Annotated in this window: 16 protein-coding genes; all 16 read right to left on the bottom strand. The window is 42.4% G+C overall.

What is annotated here, in order from left to right; genetic code table 11:
• The gene (locus tag CS063_RS02860; RefSeq protein ID WP_024400887.1) at positions 1 to 774 is read right to left on the bottom strand and encodes a distal tail protein Dit; all 774 of its coding nucleotides are present in this window, start codon (positions 772 to 774) and stop codon (positions 1 to 3) included.
• A gap of 13 nt (positions 775 to 787) precedes the next feature.
• Complete coding sequence (locus tag CS063_RS02855) at positions 788 to 3,346, bottom strand: phage tail protein (protein WP_099448171.1); 2,559 nt, start codon at positions 3,344 to 3,346, stop codon at positions 788 to 790.
• Positions 3,347 to 3,560: 214 nt separating this feature from the next.
• Entirely contained in the window at positions 3,561 to 3,944 is a 384-nt protein-coding gene (locus CS063_RS02850; protein ID WP_021401022.1) for a hypothetical protein, read from the bottom strand.
• Between the two features lie 11 nt (positions 3,945 to 3,955).
• The gene (locus CS063_RS02845; RefSeq protein ID WP_021401015.1) at positions 3,956 to 4,558 is read right to left on the bottom strand and encodes a major tail protein; all 603 of its coding nucleotides are present in this window, start codon (positions 4,556 to 4,558) and stop codon (positions 3,956 to 3,958) included.
• Between the two features lie 3 nt (positions 4,559 to 4,561).
• The gene (locus tag CS063_RS02840; RefSeq protein WP_024400890.1) at positions 4,562 to 4,915 is read right to left on the bottom strand and encodes a hypothetical protein; all 354 of its coding nucleotides are present in this window, start codon (positions 4,913 to 4,915) and stop codon (positions 4,562 to 4,564) included.
• Positions 4,912 to 5,376, bottom strand: a complete 465-nt coding sequence (locus CS063_RS02835) for an HK97-gp10 family putative phage morphogenesis protein (RefSeq protein ID WP_456300484.1) — start codon at positions 5,374 to 5,376, stop codon at positions 4,912 to 4,914. The genes CS063_RS02840 and CS063_RS02835 overlap by 4 nt, the downstream gene beginning before the upstream one ends.
• On the bottom strand, positions 5,336 to 5,671 hold the full coding sequence (locus tag CS063_RS02830; RefSeq protein ID WP_032507257.1) for a phage head closure protein: 336 nt from the start codon (positions 5,669 to 5,671) through the stop codon (positions 5,336 to 5,338). The genes CS063_RS02835 and CS063_RS02830 overlap by 41 nt, the downstream gene beginning before the upstream one ends.
• Positions 5,672 to 5,674: 3 nt before the next feature.
• Positions 5,675 to 5,983: a head-tail connector protein gene (locus CS063_RS02825; protein ID WP_024400893.1), complete on the bottom strand. Its 309-nt coding sequence runs from the start codon at positions 5,981 to 5,983 to the stop codon at positions 5,675 to 5,677.
• 17 nt (positions 5,984 to 6,000) lie between these two features.
• Positions 6,001 to 6,219 carry a Head fiber protein gene (locus tag CS063_RS02820; RefSeq protein WP_024400894.1) on the bottom strand — a complete coding sequence of 73 codons (219 nt, stop codon included), beginning with the start codon at positions 6,217 to 6,219 and terminating at the stop codon, positions 6,001 to 6,003.
• A gap of 15 nt (positions 6,220 to 6,234) precedes the next feature.
• A complete protein-coding gene (locus tag CS063_RS02815; protein WP_024400895.1) occupies positions 6,235 to 7,434 on the bottom strand; it encodes a phage major capsid protein in 1,200 nt (399 codons plus the stop codon).
• Between the two features lie 12 nt (positions 7,435 to 7,446).
• Positions 7,447 to 8,127: a head maturation protease, ClpP-related gene (locus tag CS063_RS02810; RefSeq protein ID WP_024400896.1), complete on the bottom strand. Its 681-nt coding sequence runs from the start codon at positions 8,125 to 8,127 to the stop codon at positions 7,447 to 7,449.
• On the bottom strand, positions 8,124 to 9,380 hold the full coding sequence (locus CS063_RS02805; RefSeq protein WP_024400897.1) for a phage portal protein: 1,257 nt from the start codon (positions 9,378 to 9,380) through the stop codon (positions 8,124 to 8,126). Before CS063_RS02805 ends, CS063_RS02810 begins: the two co-directional genes overlap by 4 nt.
• Before the next feature lie 72 nt (positions 9,381 to 9,452).
• Positions 9,453 to 9,782: a hypothetical protein gene (locus CS063_RS02800; protein WP_021401040.1), complete on the bottom strand. Its 330-nt coding sequence runs from the start codon at positions 9,780 to 9,782 to the stop codon at positions 9,453 to 9,455.
• 108 nt (positions 9,783 to 9,890) lie between these two features.
• On the bottom strand, positions 9,891 to 11,489 hold the full coding sequence (locus CS063_RS02795) for a terminase large subunit (protein ID WP_099448205.1): 1,599 nt from the start codon (positions 11,487 to 11,489) through the stop codon (positions 9,891 to 9,893).
• Positions 11,490 to 11,554: 65 nt separating this feature from the next.
• Positions 11,555 to 11,740 (bottom strand): DUF5049 domain-containing protein, encoded by a 186-nt coding sequence (locus tag CS063_RS02790; protein ID WP_021401016.1) that lies wholly within the window; start codon positions 11,738 to 11,740, stop codon positions 11,555 to 11,557.
• Entirely contained in the window at positions 11,733 to 12,191 is a 459-nt protein-coding gene (locus CS063_RS02785) for a gamma-glutamylcyclotransferase family protein (RefSeq protein ID WP_074441011.1), read from the bottom strand. Before CS063_RS02785 ends, CS063_RS02790 begins: the two co-directional genes overlap by 8 nt.
• Positions 12,192 to 12,212 lie beyond the last annotated feature (21 nt).

Below are 12,212 nucleotides of genomic sequence, written 5' to 3'. Positions count from 1 at the left end.
TCACCTCCATCTGCTTTTGGCCAGAATCTTCAGCTCCGAAAATGTTGCTCCCACCGCTGATACTGTTATTTCATTTTCACCTTTGTGAAGTATAGGGAAGTTTAGCTCATCCAGGACTGGAAGCCCATTTCGAAGTGTATTTCCGTTGGCATCGGTTATTTTTGCTGTCACTAATCCGCTATCAATTACAAGCGCTTCATCTGCCGTCAAAGCTCCAACCACTCGAAGCTCCTCTCCATTCGTGGTAATGGAAATATATGTGGATGTAGATCCACTTATTGTGCCCTTAAGTTGATATATCGGTTCTGAATCTGCATTCCCGGTTATTCTTTGGATCTCATGAGTTCCAACACTTGAAATCGTGAATTGTTCATCTGTCAACGCATAGGCGTGAGGATCAGGACAGATAAACTTCAACTCAAAGGCACCTGCAGTTCTAAGTAATCTCTCGCAGTCCACTTGTTCAGTGAGGCGAGCATAAAAGTATCGATTCGGAATATCCTCTAATACAAGCTGTTTAAGACCGTTCATAGGGTTGAGCCACTCTGCAAGATCATCTAACACGCCTACTAAATCCTCAAAGCTCTTTTGAGGATATATGCTGCAGCTAATCGTAATGATCCGCTCTGAGATATCACAACCAAAATCAGCAACCCCTGCCTTTCCCGGAACAACCTCATACGTGTTTCTTAAAGCGGGCGATGCTTGCCAACTTGTGAGCCTTGCTTTTATTTTCATATTCTTTGAGTTAATACCGTTATAAATAAAGCCCATACATCGCCCTCCTTTACGCAGTTATAAATCTTCCCTGAGCTCGAGATCCTGTCTGCATCAAATTGTATAACTCCTGTGAAATCTTTCTAATATCGTCTTCACTTCGAACAATCATCTGTTGTATCGTAATTAATGACCCTCCAAATGTTCCATATCCGCTACTAATACCGGCTCCATTCATATTCAGATTAGGGTTAATGTCAAAATCAGTAGGGATAGCGTTTTTCATATCCTGGCTAACACTATTCATGGCTTTTTCAAAACCGACACCAATACCCTCTCCCATGTTTTCGCCAATTCCAGCAAACAATGTAGATGGCGATCGAATTCCAAAGAAATTTTTTATTTTATCTACAACACCACCAAAAAAGCCTGAGATTTTATCCCAAAGCCAGGCTCCGGCATCTGAAATACCCTGCCACAAACCTTTGATTAAATTGGTCCCAACCTGGGCAATTTGCCAAATAGATCCTGTAAAACCTTTAACCAGTGCTGTAATAATTTGTGGCACTGCTTTAACAACCTCTACTATAATTGTTGGAAGGTTCTTAATCAGCGAAACCAACAGCATGATTCCTGCTTGAATGATCTGTGGTATGCTGCCAATAATAGCATTCACAAGGGAGGATACAATCTTTGGTATAGCAGTAATAACTGTTGTAATAATTAGTGGTAGATTTTGAATCAGTGCCACTAGCAGTTGAACCCCAGCATCAATGAGCTGTGGGATTGAGCCCAAAATCGCTGTGATTAACCCGTCAACAATCTGAGGAATTGCTTCTACAATGGCGGTAATGATTTCTGGCAAAGCACCAATTAAAGATGTCAGAAGCTGAATACCAGCCTCGATTATTTGAGGTATTGCGCCTATAACAAAATCTACTATTCCAGTAATAATGGCTGGCAAAGCCGCAATCAGCACTGGAAGGGCATCTAAAATACCTTGAGTTAATCCAAGTACAAGTTGCAGAGCTGCTTCTAAAACCATAGGAAGATTATCCAAAATCCCTTGTACGATTTGTACCACCGCTGATACTGCAGCAGGAATTAGTTGTGGCAGTGCTTCTGCAATTCCACTTATTATGGTGCCAATCATTTGAATACCTGCTGTAATAAGCGCTGGAAGTGTTTCAATGATTCCATTGACTAATGTCATCAGTAGCATGACTGCAGCTTCTGTTATTTGCGGTAATGCAGAGGTAAGCCCTTGAACCAGAGAAATAATAATCTGCGAAGCAATATCTACTACAATTGGCAACTGCTCAGATATAAACTGAACTGCTTCCTCTAAGATTCCTCCAAAAGCATCAATTAAGCCTTGAACACCGTCTTTTTCAAATGCTCCAGACAATTCATCGACCCAACCATTAACCATGGGAAGAACGGTACCGGAAAGCATAGTTGTTAAGCCTTCAGCAAGTTGGCCCTTCAATGAAGCAACACCATCTTCGAGAGTTGCCATCTGCCCAGAAAAGGTTTTTGACTGAGCTTCCATTGACCCATAGAAACGCCCACCTTCCGATGTAGCTGAGGCAAACGCTTCTGCGACCATATCTGCAGATATTGCCCCTTTGGACATTTCATCCTTAAGTTCACCAATGGATTTTCCTGTCTTACGCGAGATTTCCTCTAGTGGGTTAAATCCTGCATTAATCATTTGCATCAAGTCCTGTCCGGTTAACTTACCAGTAGAGGACATTTGTGCAAATGCCAGTGTCAGGCTTTTGAACTTCTCGGCATCTCCCTGAGATATATCACCCAGCTGCTTCATGCGTTTTTGAGCTTCTTCTGCAGACATACCAAAGCTCATAAGGGTTTGAGCTGATTGGGCAAGATCCTGCATTCCAAATGGTGTAGCTGCTGCTTCTTTTTTCAGATCATTAACCAGCTTTTGAGCTTTAGCCTCATCACCAAGCATGGTGGTAAAGGAAGCTGTGTAGTTTTCCATTTGAGCGTTGTACTCAACGCCATCTTTCATAGCGCCTATAAAGGCCTTTCCAATTCCCGCAATGGCTGATCCTAAAGCTTTTACCCCACCAATTATGGCTTCTGATAGTAAATTTGCTTTAAGTACATCTCCAAAAATAGAGGTTTTTTTGCTAGCATCATCCATTTCATCGCCAACATCATCAACATTATCTGCAAGTTCATTGGCTGCATCAGCGGCATCTTCCATGTTATCAGCACTGTCATCTGTGGCGTCGGCATGGTCTCGTAGCGCTTTATGGTTATTTTCAAGTTCCCGCTCCATGCCATTAAGTTCAGCCAAAGCTTTATTTAGTTGAATCTGCCAGTTTTGAGTTCTACGATCGTTTTCTCCAAAAGAAGTAGAGGCGTTATCTAGGGCAGCTCGTAGTGTCTCTATTTTTTCTTTTTGTGCATCAATGGATTTTTCTAATACTTCATTTCGCGCAGTTAAGGCTTGGATGGATTTATCATTTTTATCAAACTGGGAACTGACTAGAGCCATCTCACTACCTAATACTTTAAATGCTTGGTTAATGTCACGAAGTGCATTTTTGAATTCCTTTTCGCCTTCCACTCCGATTTTTAAACCAAAATTATCTGCCAAGATTACCGCCTCCTTTCTTTGAAAGATCAAATACCATAAGGAATAATGTCATCGATGTAAATCTTCCGTTTTGGTTTGGACATTCCAAGAAACTGCTTATGGCACTCCCATAAATCCATAAGCAAGCCAATAGGTGTAAGCCATGTTTCCTCTTCGGTACGATTTAAATGAACTGTCCCGTAATATAAAAGCCGGGTAAAGAGTTCATTCTCGTTTACCCGGTTTGCACGTTTTTTGAGTCATCTTCAGATTCTACATTTCTCTTGGTTCCCTTAAACATTGCTTCTGTCAAAGCGTTCTTATAAGTAGCTAGTTCCAAAGGAGAGGTTAGAAGTTCAACTTCTTCTTGAGTAAGCAGCGGCTTTTTATTATCTGGATTTCGAAGGTTGTGAATGAGTAGGCTCTGATTGGCCATTAAAGTTATCAACCAGACTATTTCATCCAGTGCCATTTCGAAGTTCTCAGACTTCATTAATTTCTCACCCAAATTTTCAAGACCGCCATATCTCCCAGCAATTTCTTTTGTAGCTTTAGTGGTAAGAATAAGCTCATACTCCTGCCCGCCAATATTGATCTTTGCACTTCTTTCGTTATCCATTCCAATCCCCCTTATTCTCCACTTCCGCCAGAAGCAGCAAATGTAGGCTCATACACTTCGCTATACCAACCATTAATAATTGCCTGGGTTACGCCCTCATCACCCTCGTTTACTTCTGCTTTCCATGGATGCTTACCCTGACCATCCAGCTTATTTCTACGAAGTACTGTTCCTTCAATGGTCGGAGTTGAGAAAGTAATACTATCACCTTTGGTCGCCAAGTTTGTTGCAGGAATTCCAAACTTCACACGATACAGCCAAAAGTATCGGTATTTACCGTTTGCTTTTTGTGCTCTAAAGCCAATTGCAACAGGAGCCCCTCCATCCTCACTGGTTGAAATGAGTACATGGTTGTCATCAATGGTTGCTCCTGTTAAATCTCCTGCAGCTGCTACCCCTATATCATCAATACCGAGAGTTAGGGTACCACTTTTAAATTCTTTGACAATTTCAGCGGCACCATCATCGGCATAAAGAGTGGCCTCAGCAAGCTCAACGGAAAGTTCTGCACTGATTGCTTTTGCCAGCGGCATCGGTGTATCATAGGTTTCATCACCGTTGTCATCTTCGGTGATTTTTGCATAATAAAGTCTATCAAGACCGATTGTAGCCATGTTTTATTCCTCCTTTTCCAATTGAAATTCATATGGTTTAGCCACATCTATGGCATAATGATGATAATCGGTATCATCCTCATGTCCGATGTATCGACGATCCGTTATCGTAAAATCCGCACCTAGAAGAGTGCGGACAATTGCATTTTTTATAGCTGTATAACTACCTTTAACAAATAAGGAAAGTCTGGCTTCCTGTACTTCATATCCCGGTGTGTTATCCGCATGAACCTCAAACAAATCAATAAGAGGTGTAATCACAAGATAAGTATCAGGAGGAACACCAGAAAATCTTCCTGTTTCTACTGGGATACCGCACAAATCTGCTATGAGATTAAGCTCATTTAATATACTCATAAGTTTTCGACCTCCTGCTCAAACCTCTTCTTCATAGCGTCAATACATGCTTTTCTTGAAGCCCTTCTTGCAGGCTTTAAAAATGGTTTTGGTGGCTGACCCGATTTTCCGTATTCGATGATATTGGCAATCTTAGCGTTACTTTCGCCGCTTCTTCGTGGCTCCTTAAAACCTATCTTCACGTTGAAATTGCCATTTCGGTCCACTTTAGCAGGAGAGAGACCCAACGAACTAATAAGCTCACCTGTAGACCGACTTTTTTCTTTTGTTCCACTACCAACTACAGCTTGCAAATTAGATCTAACCTTTTCCAAAACGATTTCCCCGCCTGACTCAAGTACCTTTGGAATGATTTCATCCGTCTTATCGCCAAGCTTTGAAAGCTTTAAAAGAAAATCCTCAGGCATTTTCACTTGTACCTTAGCCACTTGACCCCACCACCTTTTTTGCCAAGGCTTCAATATACATGCCTCGACCTTTTACATCTTCAACATTTGTAATCTCATAGCGGCCATCATTACACACAATCACCATATTGGTAGATACCTCAACATCAGGTATCTTACGAAAACGAAACAGCGCAGTTGCTTCAGAAAATGTCGCTCGGTTAGCCCACTTTTCATTTCCATGACGATCTTCCTTATAAGCACGAACGGAAGCGAGGATGGTGTCCTTAGATTTACCGAAGCCTTCACTGTCTTTCGTTCTTTCAACAGAAATGAGATCGATAAAGGTATTCATTTTTCCAAAACTCATACTCTACACCTTCCAATCCCGGTCAAGCCTGAGCAGTAAATTTACAGTGTTCCAAACCTGCTGGCCTGCCTGCACGTTATCAGCAAAAAAGCCGCCAGTGCTACCATCCCTACTTTCATAGAAGTGAGATGACAGCATAATGACGGCCTGCTCGGTAGTTGGCGGCATTGTGTTCTCATTATAATGACCTTCCGGTACATGCTGGTAACTCTCGGCATATGCGATAGCGGTGGTGATGTACATTTGAAGAAGTTCATCATCGCGATCGTGCTCAAGAATTAGATTTGCTTTAACTTTTTCTAAAAGTGTCATCACCATCACTATCCTTTCTAAGGTGTATCTCCATTCATGATTCCTGCAGTTTTCAGCTTACTGAGCAAGGCATTAAAGTCCGTCACTAGAGCTTCTACAGTATCCGCAGTGCTTGCCGGTTGATTTTCAAGAACAGGGAGCCCAGTTACTTTGGCTCCCTCTTCAATGACAAGTTCTCCACCAATAACGGTTTTTTCTCCACCTTGTTCGGTGTAGTTCTTTGCGTTATAGCTCATAATTTGCACCTCCCATTAAGCTTTCTGCTGAAGAACTTTGATGGCTTCAGGTAAAATGAGCTTTCCATCTACACGCTGGCTCGCAAGGAAACCAACCTGCCCAGTAGTTGCAAAAAGCTCGTTTAAACGTTTGAAAGAACGCCCCTGTCTGTCAGCAATCCAATAGTATCCGAAATCACCGAAGGCAATCGTCTTTGCTCCGGCTTCAATAATAGGAGCATAAGCAGAAGTGTAAACCGGACGATTCAGCAACGTATCTGGAGTACCTGCTGTTAAAGAAGGCTGCCACAGATATTGACCTTGACCGTCTTTCAGTTTACGGATTGCTTTTACTGTTGCATCATTCATCAAGAATACTGCGTTCTTTCTGTAAGGAGCCTTTAGGGAATAAACAAGATCGATAATCTCATCTGCCGTAATGGCAGTTGCAGACCCGGCTGTCACTCCAAGCTGTGCACCACCAGTAGCGTTGAAAATTCCTGTAGGTTTCCCATCTGCATCTCCAACTAAAAAAGCTTCTTCTTCCTTAGCACCGATTCTACGGGCAAATTCAGTGGAGATATAATTCTCCAGATCAAATACACTGTCATTGAGAAGTTCATCAGAAACTTTAATCATTGTACCCAGCTTATAGGCACCGATAGATGTCTGGCCAAATACAGAATCGCTCTCATCAAACTCCTCACCTTCATCAAGCCAAGCCGCTGTACCCTTAGTCACAACAACAGGGATTTTGCGGTCACCGCTTGAAGTCTGAATAATTTTTGCCAGTTTACGGAATACATTCTCTTCCTCAAGGGTTTGAACTAAAGTACGCTCAAATTCATCAGGAACAAGATATCCTCCCTCTGAATCAGTGCCTACAGACAAAGCATTTAGCACATCATGACGAGGAGTTTTGCTACGCATTACGTTCCAGAATGCCTTTCTGTACTCATCACTGGCTCTTCCGGTCTTTGTATCCATCCCCGGAATAGCTGGTTTTTCGGTAAGAGGTGTGTTTACAGGCTTATTAAGCTCTGCTTCAAGAGCTTCTTGGCGCTCCAGTCTTGCAATTTCCTTACCCAGATTAATAATGTCTGCTTCCATTTTGTCGTAGGTTGCGGCATCCTCTGCGGACACAAGTCCATCACTACCACGCTTTGAATCAAGAAATGCCTTTGCTGCTTCCCATGCTTTTGCGCGCTTTTCACGCAGTTCAAGAATTTTACTCATTTTCATTTCCTCCTAATATTTCAATAAATTAAGCCGCTCATAAAGCGACTCGGCTGACTGTTTTACAACTGGTTTTTGAAGCTTATTCATTAGTGAATTAGTCACTGCTCTTCTGCTGAAGACAAAGCTATCTTGTAGTGCACTCTCTCCTGGTTTGAACATAATGTCATCTGCAAAGCCAAGCTCGACTGCCTTATTGGCATTTAGCCAAGTTTCAGCATCCATCAGTTGAGATAACCTTGTTCTAGACAAATCGGTTTTAAGTTCATAAGCGTTGATGATACTTTCCTTAACTTCATCCAGCATCTGCATTGCCTTTTGCATCTCCTCGCTATCGCCAATGGCTATGGTGAAAGGATTATGGATCATCATCAGTGATGTTGGAGACATTAAAACTTCCGTACCTGCCATGGCAATGACTGAGGCGGCTGATGCTGCAATGCCATCAATCTTTATGGTGACATTGCCTTTATAATCCATCAGCATGTTGTAAATCTGTGATGCCGCGATACAATCACCACCAGGTGAATTAATCCAAACTACTATGTCACCCTCGCCACTCATTAGCTCTGCTTTAAAAGCAGCAGGGGTAATATCATCATCAAACCAACTCTCCTCAGCAATTGCACCGTTTAGATAGAGGGTCCGTGTCTGTATATCTTCATCACGCACCCAATTCCAAAATTTCTTCATTCATTTTTTCCCTCCAATCCTTCTCTATTTGCGAATATGCCCGCATCCGCAAGCTTGGTCATATTGCCATTGATCAGATATAAGTCCCCGCCAAGCTCAGGTGGGATTCGGTCAAGGTTTTCTAGCTCTCGGATATCATTGGCACTCATCCAACCATTTTGTCTCGCGGTTGCATAACCGTTCATCCGAGAGACATAATCACCTCGAAGCAGTCCATCCACATTAAACTTGGCAAAATAAAGCTTCTTTTCATCTGGTCTTAAAAGTGCTCGGCTGATGGCCTGCTCCCAACGTATCACCCAAGGGTCCAAAGTGTATTTCACAAACTCCAGTGACTGTTGCTCAATATTAGAAAAGCTCGATTTTTCCAAGTCCCCAACCATATGTGGAGGTACGCGGAAAATCCGAGCGATTTCATTAATCTGAAACTTTCTTGTCTCTAAAAACTGAGCTTGTTCTGGTGAGATACCAATAGGCTGATACTTCATCCCTTCCTCAAGCACTGCCACACGATGGGAGTTGCTGCTTCCTTGATAGGCCGCATTCCAGCTATCTCGCACTTTTTGTGGGTCTTTAATCGTTCCAGGATGCTCAAGTACACCTCCCGGAGCTGCTCCATTTGCAAAAAACTTAGCTCCATATTCCTCACAGGCTATGGCCATACCAATGGCATTCTTGGCCATTGCAATCGGAGAATACCCTACTAGTCCATCAAATCCTAAGCCAGGAATATGAAGCACATCGCTTGGCCTTAGTGTGACCGTCATTCCATTCATCGTAGGTGCTTCATCGGAATATCTGGTATAGGTATAATAAAGAGCACCACTGGAATCGCGGTCCACCGACATTCGATTTGGCATTAACGGATACAGTGCTATGACTTCACCTTTTCCATTTCGAATAATCTGTGCATAGGCATTGCCCCATAATAAAAGATGAGTCATCAACGTCTCCCGAAAAACGAAGGAACTCATCTCTGGGTTAGGTTCATCATGTAATACAAAATACAGCGGATGAGAAAGAGCCTTTTCCTTACCGCCGCTTGCATTGTATTTATATAGGTGGAGGGGTAACCCTGCCACAGCCTCTGCAAGTATTCTTACGCATGAATAGACCGCTGTCATTTGCATTGCTGTATGTTCGTTTACAGGCTTACCGCTGGTTGTTCCACCAAAAAAGAAGCTATAATTGCTTCCTGTGGTTCGATCCTTCGGTTTATCACGCGCCTTAAATAGCTTTGAAAAGAGGCCCATATACATCACTCTCCTTAAAATTGGGCATGAAAAAAGCACCTCGCGTTTGAGATGCCTTTCCTAAAATCATTATTATAACTTTAGATATTCTTCTGCATCTGATCCATTGTTTCCGAGATGCTTAACACCTTTAATGGTTCCATTTGCAACATTGTCATATAACCATCTTCCAAGTAGTGTTGGAGGAGTATCTATTAAATCTCTTAGAAAGAACTTCTGTCCAGAAGGTAAAGAATCTATTTTCTTTACCATTCTTTTATAAAGATCTGCGTAAGTACTTTTTCCCCGCAATGCTCTAACTTTACATAACTCAGCGATATTGGGATAACCTTCAGATGCTGCCTCAGCAATTAATTGTTCTTTTTCAGTATCACTTATCGTAAATTGTACCCTGTAACTCATTTTCAACCTCCTTTTACGGACTTGTGTTCAGACTTCTGTTCATAAATCTATAATATCGGAGATTGTTTTGTTTTACAAGTAAAAACGTTATAATAATAAATTTGCAGATTAAAGAATCAATAAACCTCTTCCATCATAAACAGAGTTACCTGTTCCACCTTTGCGGATCGCTCGGTCAAGAGCCATAATGGTAGCGACAGCTCCATCTATTCTCTCAGTTGACTTTTCTTTATCTGGTTTAATATTACCGGCAGGATCTGTTCGGATAAAGATGTTATCCATCATCCATCGGAGCACCGGATGACCACCATGCGCCAGTTTCTCTTCCAAGGTAAGCTTCATAAGCTCCTTCGTTGGCGGACTCATATCTTTAAAACCTTGACCGAAAGGAACTACTGTAAACCCAAGGTTCTCTAAGTTTTGTGTCATCTGCACAGCTCCCCACCGGTCAAAGGCAATTTCTCGAATGTTGTACTTTAAGCCCAGCTCTTCGATAAAGTTTTCGATGTATCCATAATGCACCACGTTTCCTTCAGTGGTGTGTAAGAACCCCTGCTTCTCCCAAACATCATAAGGAACATGATCACGCTTTACCCTTTGGTCCAGATTATCTTCCGGTATCCAGAAGTAGGGAAGAACGATGTATTTATCTCCTTCATACTCAGGCGGGAAGATAAGTACGAACGCTGTAATATCTGTAGTAGATGATAAGTCCAAACCACCGAAGCATTCTCTTCCTACAAGGTTTTCTGGATTTACAGCAAATGAACATTTATCCCACTTCTCCATAGGCATCCAGCGCACCGACTGTTTTACCCATTGATTCAAACGAAGCTGCCTGAATAGGTTCTCTTCGGCAGGGTTTTGCTTTGCGCTTTCACAAGCAATCTGTATCTTTTCAATGTCCACTGTAATACACAGAGAGGGGTTGGCTTTCGCCCATACCTTTGGATCTGTCCAGTCATCATCTTCGTCAGCACCGTAAATGACAGGATAGAATGTAGGGTCAACCTTTCGCCCTTCCAGGATATCTTTGGCCTTTTGATGCACCTCGTAGCAAATGGAATGGGTATCATTCCCAGCAGTTGTGATTAAGAAATACAGTGGTTGTTTTCTGGCATCACCGGAACCATGAGTCATGACATCGAATAGTTGGCGGTTAGGCTGAGCATGAAGTTCATCGAAAACTACGCCATGAACATTTAGGCCATGCTTAGTATAAGCTTCTGCAGACAAAACCTGATAAAAGCTACCAAGGGGTTTATAAACAAGTCGTCTTTGCGATAGTACCGGTTTAATCCTCGCTTTCAGAGCTGGACATTGTTCTACCATATCCACTGCTACATCAAAAACAATGGAAGCTTGCTGTCTGTCAGATGCACATCCGTATACTTCACCGCCATGCTCAAAATCACCACAGGTAAGCAGTAACGCAACCGCTGCTGCAAGTTCAGATTTCCCTTGCTTTTTAGCGATTTCGATATATGCCGTATTAAATTGACGGTAACCATTAGGCTTTATAATCCCAAACACATCGCGGATAATCTGTTCCTGCCAGTCTATAAGTTCAAATGGTTGCCCATACCATTCTCCCTTCGTATGTTTTAAGCAATTAATAAAAGACACCGCAATGTCTGCAGCGTCCTTATCATATACCGAACCATCTGCCTTAAAGATGGTCGGCTTATATTTTTTTAGTTTACGTATGGCCGCCACCTCCTTATGGCTACGAAAAAAGGAACCCCGCAGAGTTCCTTCAAAATTTGTTTAGGTTATTCTGTTTTCGCTTCCCCTGTCAAAATGAAATGGACATATTCTCCTTTGTTCTTTTCAAGGTAATCTACTAGCTCCGTATAACCTGCTCTTAAAGCAATACTTGTCACAACCGGAAGATCAAACATATTCGTTTCACCTGTTTCTCGAATGGCAAGTATTTGTTGCATAATTATCTCATTCATTGGCTACCTCCTCCGATTCTACTGAATCGGTTGTCGCTTTGCGCAGGATTTCCACATCGAAGCCTGCACTCTTATAGCCTTCTAAAATTGTACTGTAATAATAACAGCTCGGCTGTCCAAGCGGCCTCCCATCATTCATGATGTATACCATCGCCTTAACGGTTTTACCCCCCAACTTCACTTTTATTGTTTCCTTGCGATAAAGGAACGGCCATCCCTCGTAACGGTCAAGTGCCGCTTCATCGACAGGTGTGATTTCCCACACTAAAACGGGTACGTTGCCACCCTTAAAAGGCTCGATAGTCGCCACAGCGCCTGCGTGTGCCCCTCTAAATAATAAACGGTGGTCATTGATTTGACTTGCTCCTACCACCTTCGCTGTGGGGCATCTGTTGGCCATTTGTTTCAGGTTAAGGTTGGAGCCATAGGCAAGATATAATTTTTTATTCATTGTAATCCTCCTTCTTAGCTT

Origin of the sequence: Sporanaerobium hydrogeniformans, assembly GCF_002735925.1 — a bacterium.
GTDB lineage: Bacteria > Bacillota > Clostridia > Lachnospirales > Cellulosilyticaceae > Sporanaerobium > Sporanaerobium hydrogeniformans.
This window is presented reverse-complemented; position numbering and strand designations above follow the sequence as displayed.